This window comes from Kitasatospora sp. NPDC049258 (genome assembly GCF_040678895.1).
Taxonomy (GTDB): Bacteria; Actinomycetota; Actinomycetes; order Streptomycetales; family Streptomycetaceae; genus Kitasatospora.
In genome coordinates this window covers 22,388-41,335 of sequence record NZ_JBFAQT010000008.1, presented here as the reverse complement: position 1 = coordinate 41,335, position 18,948 = coordinate 22,388, and the positions used below count along the sequence as shown (strand labels likewise).

The following is an 18,948-nucleotide window of genomic DNA, read 5'->3' as shown; positions in this document are numbered from 1 at the left end:
TCGGTGAAACCGGGGTGACCACCAAGAGTCGGACCGGAGCCTGAGCCCCGTCAATACCGCCCTCAGGCACAGAACTTACCGGATCATCCCGACACAGCTGGTGCGTCCGGCGCACTCACGTCATAATTCGCGGCCTTCCGGCCGAGCAGCGCGGTCAGCACCACCGCCTTGCGCGCGGTCCGGTCCGGGCTCCCCCAACGCACCGTCACCCCGTCGCGCAGCTGGAGCCGGATGTCGTCCCAGGAGTGCACCTGGAGGGCACCGGCCCGCTTGGCGACGTCCGCCGGCAGGCCCGCCGCCACCATCACGGCGGCCCGCACCAGCGCCGGGCGGTCGATCACGCCGAGTGCTTCGTTCGCCTGCTGACTGAGCTGGAGTTCCACCACCGGTACCCCGTCCGGGGGTTGCGGTTCGTCCGCGAACTCCTTGCCCCCCGCGTCGACCTGGACGAACCGGCCCTGCTCGGTGTGGATCGCGGCCACCGGCCGGCGCTCGGTCACCTTCACCCGCAGGGTGTGCGGCCAGCCCCGCCAGACCTCGACCCCGGCGACCCGGGGCACCGCGGCGACCCGGCGCTCCACCGCCGCCAGGTCGACCCGGGCCAGCGGCCGGTCCTGCTCGGGGCCGACCGCCCGGCGCACCTCGTCCTCGCTCAGGTGGCCGCTCTCCAGGCCCTGGACGGCGACCGTCCGCACGTCCAGGGCCGAGGAGAGGAAGATCAGCCAACCGAGCGTGCCGGCCACCAGTGCGGCCAGCACGCCCAGCACCACGACGCCCCGCCGGGAGAGCCGGAGCCGCGGCGCGCGCTCCTCCCCGTCCTCCTCCAGCAGGTCGTCGCGGACCGAGGCGTCAGCCACGTCGGCGACCACCTCGGGCGGCCTCGATCGCCTCGTAGACCATCCCGACCAGCAGGTCGTCCGCGTCCCGGCGGCCGAACTCGGCGGCCGCGCGGCTCATGTCCCACAGCCGGCGCGGGTCGGTGAGCACCGGCAGCACGTTCTGCAGCACCCAGTCCGGGGTCAGTTCGGCGTCGTCCACCAGCAGGCCGCCGCCGGCCTTCACCATCGGCTGCGCGTTCAGCCGCTGCTCGCCGTTGCCGATCGGCAGCGGCACGAAGGCGGCCGGCAGGCCGACCGCGGCCAGCTCGGCGACGGTCATCGCGCCGGCCCGGCAGAGCATCAGGTCCGCGGCGGCGTAAGCCAGGTCCATCCGGTCGACGTAGGGCAGCGCCCGGTACGGCGGCATCCCGGGGATGTCGTCGATCTGCGGCAGCTCGTTCTTGGGGCCGACCGCGTGCAGGATCTGCACCCCGTACTGCTGGAGCCGGGGCGCGATCGCCTGGATGGTCTCGTTCAGCCGGCGGGCGCCCTGCGAACCGCCGGAGACCAGCAGGGTGGGCAGCCGCTGGTCGAGCCCGAAGTGCGCCCGGGCCTCCGGGCGCACCGCGTTGCGGTCCAGGGTGGCGATGGTGCGGCGCAGCGGGATCCCGATGTACCGGGAGTCGCGCAGCTTGGAGTCGGGGGTGGAGACGGCGACGAAGTCGCTGTACCGGGCGCCGATCTTGTTGGCCAGGCCCGGCCGGGCGTTGGCCTCGTGCACCACGATCGGCACCCCGGCGCGCTTGGCGGCCAGGTACGCCGGCATCGCGACGTAGCCGCCGAAGCCGACCACGGCGTCCGCCTTGACCCGCTCGATGATGTCCTGGGCGGCCCGGACGGTGCCGCGCAGCCGGCCCGGGACGGTGATCAGCTCCGGGGTGGGCTTGCGGGGCAGCGGGACGGCCGGGATCAGCTCCAGGTGGTAGCCCCGCTCGGGCACCAGCCGGGTCTCCAGGCCGCGCTCGGTGCCGAGCGCGGTGATCCCGATCGACGGGTCGTGCCTGCGGAGGGCGTCCGCGAGGGCCATGGCCGGCTCGATGTGGCCGGCGGTCCCGCCGCCGGCGAGTACGACATGCACCGAAATTCACCGCTCCCTGCGCGGCGGCCGGATGGCCTTGCGCGCTGTGGTCCGTCGTCGTGGCAGCACCCGGGCCAGGACGGGCCTGACCCGGGAGTTCGAGCTCCGGGCGGCCAGGGCCGCCTTCGCCCCCGGGGAGCTGCGCGCGAAGCAGAGCAGCACGCCGATGGCGCACATGGCCGACAGCATGGCGGAGCCGCCGTACGAGAACAGCGGGAGTGGGACGCCTGCGATGGGCAGGAGTCCCAGGGCCGACCCCAGGTTGACCACGGCCTGCGCCATGATCCACGTGGTGGCCGCTCCCGCGGCGTAGCGGACGAACGGGTCCTTGGTGCCGAGAGCCACACGGATACCCGCATACCCTAGTGCCGCGAAGAGACCGAGCACCGACAGCGTCCCCACCAGGCCCAGTTCCTCGCCGGTCGCGGCGAAGATGAAGTCGGTGTGGGCCTCGGGCAGCTGGCCCCACTTCTCCACGCCGGCGCCGAGGCCGGAGCCGAACGGACCGCCGGCGGCGAAGGCGTAGAGGCCGTGCAGGGCCTGGAAGCAGTTGAGGTTCGGATCCGGTCTGGTGACGCCGACGCAGCCGAGCCGGTCGAGCCGGTGCGGCACGGTGATGATCAGCGCGGCGCAGGCGACCACCGCGATGCCCAGCGTGGCGGCGAACAGCCGCATCGGGGCGCCGACCATCCAGAGCAGGCCGAACAGCATCCCGACCAGCACCATGGTGGTGCCCATGTCGCCGCCGATCATGATCAGCAGCATCAGCAGCACGGTGCCCGGCACCAGCGGCACCAGCAGGTGCTTCCACTGGTCCAGCATGTGGGTGCGCTGCTTGCGGGCGAGCAGGTCGGCCCCCCACAGCACCAGCGCCAGCTTGGCGAACTCGGACGGCTGGACCTGGAAGAAGCCCAGGCTGATCCAGTTCCGGTTGCCGTTGACCTGGGTGCCGATGCCGGGGATCGCGACCAGCACCAGGCCGGCCAGCACGCCGAACAGCACCGGGTAGGCGAGCGCCCGCAGCCCCTTGACCGGCGCCCTCGCCAGCAGCATGGCCAGGGCGGCACCGAGCAGCAGGGCGACCAGCTGTTTGCGGAAGAAGAAGGTCATCGGCAGGTGGTTGTCGGTCACCACGCTCTGCGAGGCGGAGAAGACCATCACCAGGCCGAGCACGACCAGCAGCAGGGCCGAGCCGAGGATCAGGTAGTACGGCGTCAGCGGCCGGTCCAGGGTGTACCGGAAGCGGGCCCGGAAGGCGCGGGCGCGGGCGATCGGCCCGGCCGACTTGAAGGTGGTGGTGGTCGCCGAGATCAGCTTGAGCGGGGAGGACCGCTCGGGCGGGGCGGTGGTACCCGCCTTGCCGTCACCCGCCACGATCCCCGCTCCCCTCGTCCGCCCGGACACCCCCGGCCCGGCTACCGCCCCAGTTCCCTTACCGCTGCCGCGAAGAGGTCGCCGCGCTCGCCGTAGTCGGTGAACATGTCCATCGAGGCGCAGGCCGGCGCCAGCAGCACGGTGTCACCCGGCCGGGCGAGCCCGGCGGCCGTACGGACCACCTCCGCCATCGCCACCGCGCCAGTCTGGCCCGCGGCCGCCTCGATCACCGGGACATCCGGCGCGTGTCGCGCCAGCGCCTGGCGGATCAGCTCGCGGTCCTCGCCGATCAGTACCGCCGCCCGCAGCCGCTCGGCGGCGCCCACCACCAGGTCGTCGAAGGTGGCGCCCTTGGCGAGGCCGCCGGCGATCCACACCACCGGCCGGTAGGCGGCCAGCGAGGCCGCGGCGGCGTGCGTGTTGGTGGCCTTGGAGTCGTCGATCCAGGTGACCTCGTCGACCTGGGCGACCTCGGCGATCCGGTGCTTGTCCGGGTGGAAGGCGCGCAGGCCGTCCCGGACCGACTTGGTGTCGACCCCGTAGGCCCGGGCCAGGGCGGCGGCCGCGAGGGCGTTGGTGATGTTGTGCGGCGCGGGCGGCTGGACGTCCTCGACCGAGCCGAGCTCGGCGGCGTTCTTCTGCCGGTCCGCGACGAAGGCCCGGTCGACCAGCAGCCCGTCGACCACCCCGAACTGGGAGAGGCCGGGGGCGCCGAGGCCGAAGCCGATCGCCCGGCAGCCCTCCTCGACGTCGGCGGCCCGGACCAGCTCCTCGGTGACCGGGTCGGCGAGGTTGTAGACGCAGGCGACCTGGTTGCCCTGGTAGATCCGGCCCTTGTCGGCGGCGTACGCCTCCATCGAGCCGTGCCAGTCCAGGTGGTCGGGGGCCAGGTTGAGCACCACGGCCGAGTGCGGGCGCAGGCTCGGCGCCCAGTGCAGCTGGTAGCTGGAGAGCTCGACCGCGAGCACGTCGTAGGGCTCCTCGGCGAGCACGGCGTCCAGCACCGAGACGCCGACGTTGCCGACGGCGGCGGTGCGCCGGCCGGCCGCGCGGAGGATCGAGGCGAGCATCTGCACGGTGGTGGTCTTGCCGTTGGTCCCGGTGACGGCCAGCCAGGGGGCCGGCTCACCGGTCTCCGGCAGCGGACGGCGCAGCCGCCAGGCCAGCTCCACGTCGCCCCAGACCGGGACGTCGGCCAGTGCGGCCTCGGTGAACAGCGGGCTGGTGGGCGCCCAGCCGGGCGAGGTGACCACCAGTCGGGTGCCGGCCGGCAGGGTCTCCCCGTCGCCGAGGCGCACGGTGACGCCCTCGGCCGCGAGTTCGGCGGCCTTGGCCTGCTGGGCCGGCCCCTCGCTGCCGTCCACCACGGTCACCTGGGCGCCGAGGCCGTGCAGCACCCGGGCGGCACTGATCCCGGAGAGGCCGAGGCCGGCCACCACGACCGGCAGGCCCGGCCACTCGGGGTTGGGGGTCATCCGGCTACCCATCCTGCGTAGAAGAGTCCGAGGCCGACCGCGACGCACAGGCCCTGGATGATCCAGAACCGGACCACGATCAGCACCTCGCTCCAGCCCTTGAGTTCGAAGTGGTGCTGCAGCGGCGCCATCTTGAAGACCCGCTTGCCGGTCATCCGGAACGAGCCGACCTGGATGATCACCGAGAGGGTGATGACCACGAACAGGCCGCCCAGCAGGGCGAGCAGCAGCTCGGTGCGGGAGCAGATCGCCAGGCCGGCCAGCGCGCCGCCGAGGGCGAGCGAGCCGGTGTCCCCCATGAAGATCTTGGCGGGCGAGGTGTTCCACCACAGGAAGCCGAAGCAGGAGCCCATCAGCGCGGCGGCCACGATGGCCAGGTCGAGCGGGTCGCGGACGTCGTAGCAGTTGGCCGTCGCGGTGATCGCGTACGCACAGCTCTGGCTGTACTGCCAGACACCGATGAAGGTGTACGCACCGAAGACCATCACCGAGGCGCCGGTGGCCAGGCCGTCCAGACCGTCCGTCAGGTTCACGCCGTTGGACATCGCGGCGATCATGAAGTAGGCGAAGATGACGAACAGCACCGGGCCGACCGACCAGCCGAAGTCCCGGACGAAGGACAGGTGCTGGGAGGCCGGAGTGAGGTCGCGGCCGTCCTTGAACTGGAGCGCCAGGATCGCGAAGGCGAGACCCACCAGGGACTGGCCGGCCAGCTTCGCCTTGGCCCGCAGGCCCAGCGAGCGGCGCTTGACCACCTTGATGTAGTCGTCCAGGAAGCCGACCAGGCCCAGACCCGCCGTCAGGAACAGCACCAGCAGGCCGGAGGCGGTGGGCGACTCGCCCGTTATCGCCTTGGTCGCCGCGTAGGCGATCAGCGTCGCCAGGATGAAGGCGATGCCACCCATGGTGGGCGTGCCGCGCTTGCTGTGGTGGGCCTTGGGGCCGTCGTCGCGGATGTACTGGCCGTAGCCGTGCTTGGCCAGCAACTTGATCAGGACCGGGGTCCCGAGCAGGGACAGCACCAGGCCGATCATGCCCGAGAAGAGGATCTGCTTCACTGCGCGGCTCCGTCCGAGAGCAGCGCCTCAGCGACCTTTTCCAGACCCACCGATCGGGAGGCCTTCACCAGCACCACGTCCCCCGGCCGCACCTGACTGCGCAGCAGCTCGACCGCCGCGTCCGCGTCGGACACCAGCACCGACTCCTCACCCCACGAACCTTCGTTCCTCGCGCCCAGTTCCATGCAGGCCGCGTCGCGTCCGCCGACCGCCACCAGCTTGGTGACGTCGAGCCGGACCGCGAGCCGCCCGATGGCGTCGTGCTCGTCGAGGCTCTCCTCGCCGAGCTCCCGCATCTCTCCGAGCACCGCCCAGGTACGACGGCGCTCCGGGCCGCGGCCCGCCATCGTCGCGAGTGCCCGCAGCGCGGCCCGCATCGAGTCGGGGTTCGCGTTGTAGGCGTCGTTGACGACGGTGACACCATCGGCCCGGTCGACGACCTCCATGCGCCAGCGGGACAGCGCTCCCGCCTCGCCGAGGGCTTCGGCGGTGTCGTCGACGGACATCCCGAGCTCCACCGCCACCGCTGCGGCGGCGAGGGCGTTCGAGACGTGGTGCTCACCGTACAGGCGCAGCTTCACGGGTGCGGAACCGGCTGGGGTGACAAGCGTGAACGATGGCCGTCCGGTGTCGTCCAGGCGAACGCCCTCCGCCCTGATCCCGGCCTCCCGGCTCTCGCCGAAGAACACCACCCGGGCCTTGGTCCGCTCGGCCATCGCCCGCACCAGCGGGTCGTCCGCGTTGAGGATCGCGATGCCGTCGCCGGTCAGCGCCTCGACCAGCTCGCCCTTGGCCTCGGCGATGGCCTGCTTGGAGCCGAACTCGCCGACGTGCGCGGTGCCGACGTTGAGCACCACGCCGACGGTGGGCGGCACGATGCCGGTCAGGTAGTCGATGTGGCCCTTGCCGCGGGCGCCCATCTCCAGCACCAGGTGCCGGGTGGTGTCGGTGATCCGCAGGGCGGTCAGCGGCATGCCGATCTCGTTGTTGAACGAGCCGGGCGGGAAGACGGTCTCGCCGCGGCGCTGCAGCAGCTGGCCGATCAGGTCCTTGGTGGAGGTCTTGCCGGCCGAGCCGGTGAGCGCCACCACGGCGGTGTCCCGGGCCCGATCGACCACCGCGCGGGCGAGCCGGCCGAGGGCGACCACCACGTCGTCCACCAGGATCGCGGGCACGCCGACCGGCCGGGAGGCCAGCACGGCCACCGCTCCGGCGGCGAGGGCGCGCTCGGCGTAGTCATGGCCGTCCACGTGCTCGCCGAGCACGGCGGCGAACAGGCCGCCCGGCTCGACCAGCCGGGAGTCGACCACCACGGCCCCGGTGACCGGCGCCTGGGGGTCGGCGCCGTCCAGGGTGCCGCCGACCGCCGCGGCGGCCTCGGCCAGGGTGAGTGCGATCACCGGTCCACCTCCTGAAGCTGAACGATGGCCTCGCGCAGCACCTCGCGGTCGTCGAACGGCCGCACCTCGCCTCGGACGTACTGCCCCAGCTCGTGGCCCTTGCCGGCGACCAGCACCGCGTCACCGGCGTGCGCCCGGGCCACCGCCAGGCCGATCGCCTCGGCCCGGTCGGGTACCGCCAGCACCTCGCCGCGCTCCGGCTCGGGCACCTCGGCGGCGCCGGCCAGCATCGTCGCCAGGATCGCCAGCGGGTCCTCGGAGCGCGGGTTGTCGCTGGTCAGCACGGCGGTGTCGGCGAGCCGGGCGGCGATCGCGCCCATCGGCCCGCGCTTGTACGGATCGCGGTCGCCGCCGCAGCCCACCACCACGTGCAGCCGGCCCTTGGTCACCTCGCGCAGCGACTCCAGCACCGCCTGCAGCGCGTCCGGCTTGTGCGCGTAGTCGACCACGGCCACGTACGGCTGGCCCGCGTCCACCCGCTCCAGCCGGCCGGGCACCCCGGGCACAGCGGCCACGCCCGCGACCGCGGCGGCCAGCGGCACCCCAGCGGTGGCCAGCGCGGCGATCGCGCCGAGCGCGTTGGCCACGTTGAACGGGCCGGGCAGCGGCACCGAGGCGTCGGCCCGGGCGCCGTCGGGTCCGGCCACCTTGAAGGTCGAGCCGGCCGGGCCGAGCTGGACCTCCAGCGCCCGCCAGTCGGCGGCCTCGTCACCCAGCGCGGAGAAGGTCGTCATCGGGATCGGCGCCTCGCCGGCCAGTCGGCGGCCGTACGCGTCGTCCAGGTTGGCCACGCCGCGGCGGGCCTTGTCCGGCTGAAAGAGCCGCGCCTTGGCGCGGAAGTAGTCCTCCATGTCCGGGTGGAAGTCCAGGTGCTCCGGCGTGAGGTTGTTGAACAGCGCCACGTCGTAGACCACGCCGTCGACCCGGCCGAACACCAGGGCGTGGCTGGAGACCTCCATCACCACCGCGTCCGCGCCCCGCTCGCGCATCACCGCGAGGACGCCGTGCAGGTCGGTGGACTCCGGGGTGGTGCGCTCGCTCTTGATCCGCTCGTCGCCGACCCGCATCTCCACGGTGCCGATCACCCCGGGCAGCCGGCCGTCGCCGCGCAGACCGCCCTCGACCAGGTAGGAGGTGGTGGTCTTGCCGTTGGTGCCGGTGAGCCCGATCATCAGCAGCCGCTCGCTCGGCCGGCCGTAGACCGCCGCCGCCAGCTCGCCCATGGCCGCCCGGGGGCTCTCCACCACCAGCAGCGGCGCGCCGCAGTCGGCGGCCAGCTCGGCGCCGGCCGCATCGGTCAGGACGGCCGCCGCGCCGGCCGCGACCGCGGCGGCGGCGAAGGCCGCGCCGTGGTGGTTGGCACCGGGGAAGGCCACGTACACGTCGCCGGGCCGCACCGCCCGGGAGTCATGGGTGATACCGGTGACCTGCGGCCCGTCGAGGGGCTCCAGGCCCAGCAGTCGGGCGACCTCGGCGAGCGGCATCGCCGCCTCCTGGGTGGGACGGGGCGGGCTCGCGGAGATTTGATCGGGTTTCGGCACGGCGGGCAGGCTATCGGCCGAAGTGCCCCCAGGGCCAAAACGGGGGGAAGCTTTCTGCGCGCCCGGCTCCTCGGCCCCGGTGGTTTCGGTACCTACGGGGCGCGGTGTGCCGGTGCTGCGGTCCGGGGCGTTGCTCATCAGGGCTTCCAGTCGACGGGCAGGTTGGGCGCGTCGCTGCCGCTCGGCGGTACCTGCAGGGACTTCAGGGTGAACTCCATCACCTGCTTGAACACCGGCCCGCAGAGCTGGCCGCCGAAGTGGCCGTTGACCGGGTCCTGGATCACACAGGAGACCGTCACCCGGGGCTGGTCGGCCGGGGCGAAGCCGATGAAGGAGGCGGTGTAGCCGGAGTACTTGCCGGTCTTCGGGTCCACCCGGTTGGCGGTCCCGGTCTTGCCGGCCACCCGGTAGCCCGGGATGGCCGCCTTGGTGCCGGTGCCCTGCTCGTCGGTGACCACCGACTCCAGCATCTCGGTCAGCGTCTTCGCGGTCTGCTCGCCGACCACCCGGGAGGTGGGCGCGGCCGGCGCCGGGGTGTACCGGCCGTCCGGCCCGGTGGTGCCCATCAGCAGGCTCGGCTGCACCCGGACCCCGCCGTTGGCGATGGTGGAGAACACCGAGGTGGCCTGCAGCGCGTTGACCGACAGTCCCTGGCCGAACGGGATGGTGAACTGCTGCGAGCCCTTCCAGTCCTCCGGCTTGGCCAGGATGCCGCGGGTCTCGCCGGGGAAGCCGAGCCCGGTGGGCCGGCCGATGCCGAACCGGTCCAGGTAGCCGGCCAGCACCCGGTTGGACTCGGCCTGGTCCGCGCCCAGCGTCTCGGCCGCCTCGATGGTGCCGATGTTGGAGGACTTGGCCAGCACGCCGGCCAGGGTCAGGTACCAGGTCTCGTGGTCCACGTCGTCGTGGAAGACCCGGTCGGAGCGCTGCAGGGTGTTGGGCACGGTCACCCGGGTGTCCCAGGTCGCCTTGCCGGTGTCCAGCACCGCCGCCATGGTCATCAACTTGGCGGTGGAGCCGGGCTCGTAGGCGTCCTGGAGGGCAGCGTTGCCGAGCTGGTCGGACTTGGCCGCCGACAGGTCGTTGGGGTTGAAGCCGGGCGAGGTGGCCATCGCCAGGACCTGGCCGCTCTTCACGTCCTGGACCACCACGTAGCCCTTCTCCGCACCGGCGTTGGCCACCTGGTCGGTGATCGCCCGCTGGGCCGCCCACTGGATGTCGGGGTGCAGGGTGAGCCGCAGGTCGGCGCCGGGCACCGGGTCCTGCCGGCTGCCGCCCGCGGTGGCGACCATCCGGCCGCCGGCCGAGGCGTAGGTGGTCCGGCCGGGCTGCCCGGCCAGCTCCGGCTGGTACTGCAGCTCCAGCCCGCCGGTGCCGACGCCCTCGGAGTTGACGAAGCCGACCAGGTTGGCGGCCAGTCCGTCGGCCGGGTAGACCCGGCGGCTGCTCTCGGTGCTGGCGATCGAGGTCATCGGATTGACGCAGGCGGCGTCGAGGTACTGCCGGCCGCCCTGCTCGGCGGGCTTGCCGAGCAGCTGGCGCTGGCCGCGGCAGGCGGCGGTGTCGGTCTGCTTGGCCAGGGTGCTCCTGAGCTCGGTGATCCGGTTCTTGACGTCCGGGGTCTGCCGGAAGGCCAGCGGCGCGTACTGGCTCTTCGGGTTCTTGGGGTTGAGGTGCAGCGCGGCGGCCAGCTTCTCCTTCGGCTGTCCGAGGATCGGCGCGAGCAGCGCGGCGGCCTGCTCCGGCCCGTCGGCCACCCGCAGCGCGGCCGGGGTGAGCAGGGTCGGGTCGCCCACGATGTCGTAGGCGTCCACGGTGGTGGCGAGCACGGTGCCGTCGGCGGCCGTTATCGAGCCGCGCTCGGCGGGCAGCTCCATCTTCACGTACTTGTTGGCGCCCGCGGCGGCGGCCAGCGCGTCCGAGTCGAGCAGCTGCAGCTGGACGAGCCGGCCGGCGAAGACCGTGAAGACCAGCGTCAGCGCGATGGTCACCAGGCGCAGCCGGCGCCGCGGGTCGGCCAGTCTGATCGGCCGCGACTGCGGCCGGGCGGCCGGGCGGCGGGGGGCGGGGCGGCGCGCGGCGGGCCGGCGCTGCTCGCCCGGGCGGGGGCGGGGCGCGCGCGGCCGCTGCTCCCCCGGGCGGGCGGGCCGGGTCGGGCGGCGCTCGCCCGAGCCTCGGGACGGCTGACGGGGCGTGCTCATCGCGGCGTACCTCCGGCCGGGGCTGACGGGGCGGCGGACCTGGTGGCCGGCGGCAGCGGGGCGATCTCCACCCCGCCGTCGGCGGCCGCCGGGGGGGTCGGCTGGGCCGAGGGCTGTCCGGAGGGCGGGGCGCTCGGGCCCGGGCTCGGCTGCGGGGTGCCCGGCTGGGCGGCGGCCGGGGTGCCCGGCTGCTGCCACAGCCCGTTGTCCGTGCGCTTCACCGGCGGGCCGTCCTGGGCCTGGCCCGGCTTGCCGAGCACCGAGCCGTCGTCCTTCAGGAAGGCCGGGTCGCCGCCGGGCACCATGCCGAGCTCGCGGGCCCGGCGCTCCAGCGCGTCGGGGGCGGAGTACTGGTCGATCTGGTGCTGGAGCGACTGCTTGCGGTCCGTCAGCTCGGTGGTCTGGCGCTTGAGCCGGGAGAGCTCGAAGGAGTTCTCGTTCAGCGCGGTGTTGAGCGTCAGCAGCCCGAGCAGCCCGGCCGTCAGCAGCGCCACCACCAGCACGGCGAACGGGGTGCGCCCCCGGATCTGCCGGGCGCCGGGGCGCACGGTGATCCGCGCCCTGCCGCTCTGCCCCGGGAGCCGACCGCTCCCCCAGGCCCCCTGGCCGGCCACCGGCACCGCTGCCCTCCCTCTCGGTCTTCCGCACTCGCCTGCGGGCCCCTGCGGCCCGATGCCGACGTTCCCTGCTCCGGCGCGCCCTTCGGCTGGCGAGGAGCGGTGGGGTCAGCCCCGGTTTTCCCTGATCCTCTCCGCCACCCGCAGCCGCACGGGTGCGGCGCGCCGGTTCTCCTCGATCTCCTGCTCGGTGGCCAGTTCGGCCCCCCGGGTGAGCAGCTTCAGCCAGGGCTGGTGCTCCTCCGGGATGATCGGCAGCCCGGGCGGCGCGGTGTTGGTCGCCCCGGCGGTGAGGTACTGCTTGACCAGGCGGTCCTCCAGCGACTGGTACGACATCACCACGATCCGCCCCCCGAGGGCCAGCGAGTCCAGCGCGCCCGGGATGGCCCGGTCCAGCACCTCCAGCTCGCCGTTGACCTCGATCCGCAGCGCCTGGAAGGTGCGCTTGGCGGGGTTGCCCCCGGTGCGCCTGGTGGCGGCGGGGATGGCGTTGCGCACCAACTCGACCAGACGCGCGCTGTTGGTGAACGGTTCCTTCTCGCGCTCGCGCAGGATCACCGAGGCGATCTTGCCGGCGAACCGCTCCTCGCCGTAGACCTTGAGGATCCGGGCGAGCTGGCCGTGGCTGTAGGTGTTCAGCACCTCGGCGGCGCTCAGGCCCCGGGTCTGGTCCATCCGCATGTCCAGCGGGGCGTCCTGGGCGTAGGCGAAGCCGCGCTCGGCCTCGTCCAGCTGCATCGAGGAGACGCCCAGGTCGAACAGGATCCCCTGGACCTGCGGGATGCCGAGGTCGGCCAGCACCTGCGGGATCTCGTCGTAGACGGCGTGCACCAGGGTGGCCCGCTCACCGAAGGGGGCGAGCCGCCGGCCGGAGAGCTCGAGCGCGGCCGGGTCGCGGTCCACCGCGACCAGCCGGACCTCGGGGAACTGGGTGAGCAGGGCCTCGCTGTGGCCGCCGAGGCCGAGGGTGGCGTCCACCACCACCGCGCCCGGCGCGGCGATGGCGGGTGCCAGCGCGTCCACGCAGCGCTGCAGCATCACCGGGACGTGCTTGGGTGCCGGAGCGTCGTTCGTCATTGCGCGGTGGCGCCCTTCCTCGGTGCGGCCGCCCGGGACCGGACGGCTGCTCCCATTCTGGCCCACCGGGCCGCGACGGCGGGACGCCGCCCGTGGTCCCCGCCCGCTCACCTGGGGAAGAAGGGGCCGCCAGGCACCGGGGAAGGTGTGCCGGGAGGCCAGGAGCGGGTGGAGGCCGCGGGCGGCGCACGGGCCGCAGCGACCGGCTGGGGAGACACAGTTGACGATCTGTGCGGACTGTGCTCCAGCGCGCCGCCAGCCTATCGCGGGCCGGAGGCCAGTCAACGGTCCGCACCGGCGAGCCACCCGGGCGGAGGTATGGATTCCCGCAGGTCGGGGCGGGCGCACTGGCGGTCCGGGGAACAGGCGCACGGCGGGGCTCCGCGCCGGACAGAACGGCGCAATCCGGTCCCGCGCCGCCGACCGGCGACTCGAATTCCGCTATGGGCTCGGTCACAGCCGGGGTTCAAGGGGTGACCTGCTGTCCCACGGGCGCGGAAATCCTATTACCGTCATCCCCATGACAGTGACCCCCGACCGGCCCACGCCGACCGCCGCTGCCACACCCACCGCGTCGATCATCGACCGCTTCGTCGAGGCCAACCGCACCTACGCCGTCGACTTCCGCGACGGCGGCATGGACGCCCGCCCCGTCCAGAAGGTCGCCGTGGTCGCCTGCATGGACGCCCGCCTCGACCTGTTCGCCGCACTGGGTCTGGAACTCGGCGACGCCCACATCATCCGCAACGCGGGCGGGGTCGTCACCGACGACACCATCCGCTCGCTCACCATCAGCCAGCGGGCGCTGGGCACCAGCTCGGTGGCCCTGATCCACCACACCGGCTGCGGTCTGCTCGGGCTGACCGAGGACTTCCGCCGGGAGCTGGAGCTTGAGGTCGGCCAGCGCCCGCAGTGGGCGGTGGAGTCCTTCGTGGACCTGGACGGCGACGTCCGCCAGTCCATGCAGCGGGTCCGCACCTCGCCCTTCCTGCTGCACACCGAGGACGTCCGCGGCTTCGTCTTCGACGTCCACACCGGACTGCTCCGGGAGGTGCAGAACTAAGCCGCCACCGCTGCGACCAGCCCATCAGTCCCCCGACCCGGCCGACGACGTCCGGGTCGGCGATCATTTCGGGGACGAACCGGGACAGGGCACCGCTTGTCACCCGCCGACCTCGCCGCCCGCTCCGGCGGCCCGGGCCCGAAGGGTGACTTCTGCCCGGCCGACAGGGGAGAATGCGCCTGCGGACCGGACCCCGAACCACCTGGGGCGGTCCGGCCACGAGCCCGCCGGCGCGGTTCCCCACGGAACCGGCCGGGTGTCCGGGCCCGTGTCATCGGGGTGGGCGGGGCCGTGACGAGGCCCGGCATGTGAACGGCCAAATGGGAGCAACGGGTGACGACCTACAACGGGCAGAGCGCAGCGGGGACATCGCCCACGGCGGGCCCCGGCGGGCACCGCGAGAAGGCGGGCCTGGCGGAGCTGGCCGAGGTGGCCGGGCGGATCCGCGGCTCGGTGGAGAGCGTGATCGAGGGCAAGCCGGAGGCCGTCCGGATCGCCCTGACCGTCCTGCTGGCCGAGGGCCACCTGCTGCTGGAGGACGTGCCGGGCGTGGGCAAGACCATGCTGGCCAAGGCGCTGGCCCGGTCGGTCGACTGCACCGTTCGACGGATCCAGTTCACCCCCGACCTGCTGCCCTCGGACGTGACCGGCACCAACGTCTTCGACCAGCACCAGCGCGACTTCGAGTTCCGGCCGGGCGCGATCTTCGCCCAGATCGTGGTCGGCGACGAGATCAACCGCGCCTCGCCCAAGACCCAGTCCGCGCTGCTGGAGTCGATGGAGGAGCGCCAGGTCACCATCGACGGCACCAGCTACGAGCTGCCCTCGCCGTTCATGGTGATCGCCACCCAGAACCCGGTGGAGATGGAGGGCACCTACCCGCTCCCCGAGGCCCAGCGCGACCGCTTCATGGCCCGGATCTCGATCGGCTACCCGAGCCCCGACGCCGAGTTCGCCATGCTCGACCTGCACGGCGGCGCCAACCCGCTGGACGACCTGCTGCCGGTCGCGCACGCCCACGACATCCTCAAGCTGGTCGAGCTGGTCCGCACCGTGTTCGTCTCCGACCCGGTCCGCCGCTACGCCGTCGACCTGGTCGGCGCCACCCGCACCTCCCCCGAGCTGCGCCTGGGCGCCTCCCCGCGGGCCACCCTGCACCTGGTGCGGGCCGCCCGCGCGGCCGCCGCGCTGGACGGCCGGGACTACGTGCTGCCGGACGACATCCAGGCGCTGGCCGTCCCGGTGCTGGCCCACCGCCTGCTGCCCACCGCCGAGACCCAGCTGAGCCGGCGCACCGCCGAGCAGGTGGTGCTCGACCTGGTGGCGCGGCTCCCGATCCCGCGTCCGCAGGGCCGTTGAGATGCCCGGGTCGGAGAACCCGTCGGGGCTCAGGTCGGGCCTGCGCGGCCTGACCACCCGCGGCCGGTCCTTCCTGGCCGCCGGCGCCACCGCGGCGCTCTGCGCGTTCCTCTTCGGGCAGGACGCGCTGTTCCAGATCGGCATCCTGCTGGCGGCGCTGCCGCTGGCCTCCGCCGCGCTCCTGCTGCGCACCCGCTACCGGGTGGCCAGCGGGCGCCGGCTCAGCCCGCACCGCGCGGCGGCCGGCCAGGAGGCCCGGGTGCACCTGCGCCTGGACAACGTCTCCCGGGTGCCCACCGGGCTGCTGCTGCTGGAGGACAAGGTCCCGTACGTGCTCGGGCCGCGCCCGCGCTTCGTGCTCGACCGGGTCGAGCCGCGCGGCTTCCGGGAGGTCTCCTACCGGGTCCGCTCGGACCTGCGCGGCCGCTACCCGCTCGGGCCGCTCCAGTTGCGGCTGTCCGACCCGTTCGGGATGTGCGAGCTGACCAGGTCCTTCGCCGCCTCCGACGTGCTGACCGTGGTGCCGCAGGTACAGAGCCTGCCGCCGGTCCGGCTGCCGGGCGAGTGGTCCGGCCAGGGCGAGAGCAGCGCCCACGCGCTGGCGCTGGCCGGCGACGACGACGTGATCCCGCGCGAGTACCGGCACGGCGACGACCTGCGCCGGGTGCACTGGAAGTCCACCGCGCGCTACGGCGAGCTGATGGTCCGCCGGGAGGAGCAGCCGCTCAAGGCCAAGGCCACCGTGCTGCTCGACACCCGCGAGATCGGCCACCGGGGCAGCGGCCCGGCCTCCTCCTTCGAGTGGGCCGTCAGCTGCGCCGCCTCGGTCGGGGTGCACCTGGCCGAGCGCGGCTACCAGATCAGGCTGCTGACCGACACCGGCCACCTGGTGCCCGAGCCCGGCATCGGGGTGAGCACCGTCGGAGAGGCCACCGGGCTGCTGCTCGACGCGCTCGCGGTGGTCGAGCACTCCGACGGCGGTGGGTTCTCCCGGGCCGAGGAGGCACTGCGCCTGGGCGGCGAGGGCCTGCTGGTGGCGATCCTCGGCTCGCTGGACGAGGAGCAGGTCACCCGGCTGAGCCGGCTGCGCCGCCGCAGCGCGGGCGCGGTGGCCTTCCTGCTCGACACCGGCTCCTGGTCCGGCCTGCGGCAGCTGATGCCGGACGGCCCCGACTCCGAGCTGGACGAGCAGACCAAGCGGCTGCGCCTGGCCGGCTGGACGGTGCTGCCGGTCAGGGCCGGCGACTCCGTACCGCAGCTGTGGCGGTCGGCCGACCGCACCGAGGGCTCCGGCCGGGCCGGCAGCTCCTCCCCCTACCGAGACGAGGTGGGCCGATGACCACCCGGGCCAAGTTGACCGTGTTCGCCGCGCTGGCGACCACGCTGGTGACCTTCAGCCTGATCCCCGTGCTGCACCCCAGCGGCTGGGTGGCGCACGCGATCCTGCTGATCGCGGCCGCCGGAGCGATCGGCGCCGGCCTGCGGCGGCTGCCGATGCCCCGGATACTGGTGCTCCCGCTCCAGCTGCTGGCCGTGGTCTACCTGGTGATGCTGGGCTTCGTGCAGTCCTCGATGACGGCCGGCCTGCTGCCCGGCCCGAGGGCGCTGGACGCGCTGGGCAGCGTGCTCGCCCAGGGCGGCACCAACATCCAGGAGTACGCGATCCCGGCACCGGCCACCGCCGGTCTGCGGCTCATCGTGGTCGGGTCGGTCGCCCTGGTCGCCGTCCTGGTGGACGCCGTCGCGGTGACCTACCGGCGGGCGGCCGCGGCCGGTCTGCCGCTGCTCGCGCTGTACTCGGTCGGCACCGGGCTGTCCGGCGACACCGGTGCGGCCTGGCTCTGGTTCCTGCTGGCCGGCGCCGGCTACCTGGCGCTGCTGCACACCGAGGGCCAGGACCGGATCTCCCGCTGGGGCCGGGTCTTCCACGGCACCGGCCGCGACGGCGCGAGCACCGTCACCCACGGCGGCCGGCAGGCCGGCGTGATCGCGCTGGCCGTGGCGCTGCTCGTCCCGCTGCTGGTCGGCCCGGTCGGCCTCGGCCTGGTCAACGGCTTCGGCGGCCACGGTACGGGCGGCAGCGGCGGCGCGGGCGGCGGTCTCAAGGCGCTCAGCCCGGTGGTCACCCTGGCGGCCAGCCTGAAGAGCAACGACAACACCGTCCTGTTCAACTACGCCACCGACGGCCCGGACGCGGACGAGATGTACCTGCGGGTCGCCGCGCTGGACGACTTCGACGGTGTGGAGTGGAAGTTCGGCGACCAGTCCCTGACGCCGCTCAGCTCCTCGCCCTTCCCGCCGCCGGACGGGCTGTCGCAGAACGCCACCCCGGCCACGGTGCACACCAGCGTCCGGGTGACCGACAGCCTGAGCAGCGACTGGCTGCCGATGCCCTACCCGGCCACCGCCGTCAAGGCACCCGGCCGCTGGCGCTTCGACCCGGTGACCCGGATGGTCACCGGCGAGAACGGCCAGAAGTCCAACGGCCTGGCCTACGAGGTCACCAGCCTCGACGTGCGGACCACCGCCGACCAGCTGCGGGCCGCGCCGGCGGCGTCCAAGGAGATCATCGACCGGTACCTGCGGCTGCCGGACAACCTGCCGCCGGAGGTGAAGGCGACCGCGCTGACGGTCACCGCCGGTCTGAACAACCCGTACGACCGGGCGCTCGCGCTCCAGACCTGGTTCACCAGCGGCCGGTTCACCTACTCCACCAAGATCGACGCGGGCACCGGCCCGGATGCGATCAAGAAGTTCCTGGAGACCCGCGAGGGCTTCTGCGTGCACTTCGCGGCGACCATGGCGGCGATGGCGCGGTCCCTGGGCATCCCCGCCCGGGTCGCCGTCGGCTTCACCCCCGGTCAGGACCTGGGCGGCCACAACCGCCAGGTCCGCAGCCTGGACTACCACGCCTGGCCCGAGCTGTTCTTCCCGGGCACCGGCTGGACCAGGTTCGAGCCCACCCCCAGCCGCGGCTCGGCCCCGGTCTACACCCGGGACAAGAACGCGCCGGAGCCGACCTCGCCGACCCAGCAGCCCACCACCGCCGCGACCGACACGGCCACCCCGACGGCGTCCGCCAACAGCTCCTGCGACGCCAAGCTGCGCCGGATCGGCGAGTGCGGCGACGACCGGCCCACCGCCGCGGCGGGCGCCGGCCGGCAGGACTGGTGGACCAGCCCGCCGGTACTGGCCTCGGCCGGGGTGACGGCACTGCTGCTGGCCCTGCTCGGGACGCCGATGGTCTGGCGCTCCCGGATCCGCCGCCGGCGGCTCGGCACCGGCCGCTACCGCGCGGGCGCCGAGCGGGTCGAGCTGACCGACGCGCAGGTGCTCGCCGCCTGGCAGGAACTGGTCGACTCGGCCTGGGACCTCGGCATCCCGCCGGACGACGCCCGCACCCCGCGCCGCACCGTGCAGCGACTCACCGAGACCGCCGAACTCGGCGCCGAGGCGGCCGCGGCGGCCGGGCGGGTGGCACTCGCCACCGAGCGGGTGCTGTACGCCCGCGAGCTCGGCCCGCTGACCGCACTCGGACCGGACGTGCGGACCGCCCGGGAGGGCCTGCGGGCCCGCACCGGCCGGCTCGGCCGGCTCCGCGCGGTGCTGCTGCCGGCCTCGATGGCCCGGGTCTGGTGGCGGGCCGCCGACCGGGTCATGGCGTTCCGTCAGGCCACCCGGGAGCGGGTCGGCCGAGTGGTCGGCACGGTCCGGTCCGCGGTCACCCGGCCGTTCCGGCGGGGCTGACCGGGCACAGCGAACGGACCGCGAGGGCGGGCAGTCGGTCGACTGCCCGCCCTCGCGGTCCGTGTGCTCTGCGGTCCAAC

Annotated in this window: 14 protein-coding genes; 4 read left to right on the top strand and 10 right to left on the bottom strand. The window is 73.8% G+C overall.

Annotation, left to right across the window (positions count from 1 at the left end):
- Window positions 1-83: 83 nt before the first annotated feature.
- The 10 genes from AB0K43_RS09580 to rsmH all read right to left on the bottom strand — a co-directional run bounded on the left by AB0K43_RS09580 (window position 84) and on the right by rsmH (window position 12,699).
- The gene (locus AB0K43_RS09580; protein WP_363637612.1) at window positions 84-857 is read right to left on the bottom strand and encodes an FtsQ-type POTRA domain-containing protein; all 774 of its coding nucleotides are present in this window, start codon (window positions 855-857) and stop codon (window positions 84-86) included.
- Complete coding sequence (gene murG / locus AB0K43_RS09575) at window positions 850-1,956, bottom strand: undecaprenyldiphospho-muramoylpentapeptide beta-N-acetylglucosaminyltransferase (protein ID WP_363637610.1); 1,107 nt, start codon at window positions 1,954-1,956, stop codon at window positions 850-852. Before murG ends, AB0K43_RS09580 begins: the two co-directional genes overlap by 8 nt.
- Window positions 1,957-1,962: 6 nt before the next feature.
- On the bottom strand, window positions 1,963-3,228 hold the full coding sequence (ftsW, locus tag AB0K43_RS09570) for a putative lipid II flippase FtsW (protein WP_363637863.1): 1,266 nt from the start codon (window positions 3,226-3,228) through the stop codon (window positions 1,963-1,965).
- Window positions 3,229-3,371: 143 nt separating this feature from the next.
- Entirely contained in the window at window positions 3,372-4,805 is a 1,434-nt protein-coding gene (gene murD, locus AB0K43_RS09565; protein ID WP_363637608.1) for a UDP-N-acetylmuramoyl-L-alanine--D-glutamate ligase, read from the bottom strand.
- Window positions 4,802-5,863: a phospho-N-acetylmuramoyl-pentapeptide-transferase gene (gene mraY / locus AB0K43_RS09560; RefSeq protein ID WP_363637606.1), complete on the bottom strand. Its 1,062-nt coding sequence runs from the start codon at window positions 5,861-5,863 to the stop codon at window positions 4,802-4,804. Before mraY ends, murD begins: the two co-directional genes overlap by 4 nt.
- Entirely contained in the window at window positions 5,860-7,263 is a 1,404-nt protein-coding gene (gene murF / locus AB0K43_RS09555; protein ID WP_363637604.1) for a UDP-N-acetylmuramoyl-tripeptide--D-alanyl-D-alanine ligase, read from the bottom strand. The genes mraY and murF overlap by 4 nt, the downstream gene beginning before the upstream one ends.
- On the bottom strand, window positions 7,260-8,747 hold the full coding sequence (locus AB0K43_RS09550; RefSeq protein WP_363637602.1) for a UDP-N-acetylmuramoyl-L-alanyl-D-glutamate--2,6-diaminopimelate ligase: 1,488 nt from the start codon (window positions 8,745-8,747) through the stop codon (window positions 7,260-7,262). The genes murF and AB0K43_RS09550 overlap by 4 nt, the downstream gene beginning before the upstream one ends.
- A 194-nt stretch (window positions 8,748-8,941) precedes the next feature.
- Window positions 8,942-11,005 (bottom strand): penicillin-binding protein 2, encoded by a 2,064-nt coding sequence (locus AB0K43_RS09545; protein ID WP_363637600.1) that lies wholly within the window; start codon window positions 11,003-11,005, stop codon window positions 8,942-8,944.
- The gene (locus tag AB0K43_RS09540; RefSeq protein WP_363637598.1) at window positions 11,002-11,625 is read right to left on the bottom strand and encodes a septum formation initiator family protein; all 624 of its coding nucleotides are present in this window, start codon (window positions 11,623-11,625) and stop codon (window positions 11,002-11,004) included. The genes AB0K43_RS09545 and AB0K43_RS09540 overlap by 4 nt, the downstream gene beginning before the upstream one ends.
- 105 nt (window positions 11,626-11,730) lie before the next feature.
- Entirely contained in the window at window positions 11,731-12,699 is a 969-nt protein-coding gene (gene rsmH, locus AB0K43_RS09535; RefSeq protein ID WP_363637596.1) for a 16S rRNA (cytosine(1402)-N(4))-methyltransferase RsmH, read from the bottom strand.
- Between the two features lie 520 nt (window positions 12,700-13,219).
- Between rsmH and AB0K43_RS09530 the strand changes: the two genes are divergently transcribed.
- From AB0K43_RS09530 to AB0K43_RS09515, 4 genes are all read left to right on the top strand, one after another.
- A complete protein-coding gene (locus AB0K43_RS09530; protein ID WP_363637594.1) occupies window positions 13,220-13,762 on the top strand; it encodes a carbonic anhydrase in 543 nt (180 codons plus the stop codon).
- A gap of 411 nt (window positions 13,763-14,173) precedes the next feature.
- A complete protein-coding gene (locus AB0K43_RS09525; RefSeq protein WP_363637861.1) occupies window positions 14,174-15,121 on the top strand; it encodes a MoxR family ATPase in 948 nt (315 codons plus the stop codon).
- Between the two features lies 1 nt (window position 15,122).
- On the top strand, window positions 15,123-16,460 hold the full coding sequence (locus AB0K43_RS09520; protein WP_363637592.1) for a DUF58 domain-containing protein: 1,338 nt from the start codon (window positions 15,123-15,125) through the stop codon (window positions 16,458-16,460).
- The gene (locus AB0K43_RS09515; RefSeq protein WP_363637590.1) at window positions 16,457-18,868 is read left to right on the top strand and encodes a DUF3488 and transglutaminase-like domain-containing protein; all 2,412 of its coding nucleotides are present in this window, start codon (window positions 16,457-16,459) and stop codon (window positions 18,866-18,868) included. Before AB0K43_RS09520 ends, AB0K43_RS09515 begins: the two co-directional genes overlap by 4 nt.
- The last annotated feature ends 80 nt before the right edge of the window (window positions 18,869-18,948 follow it).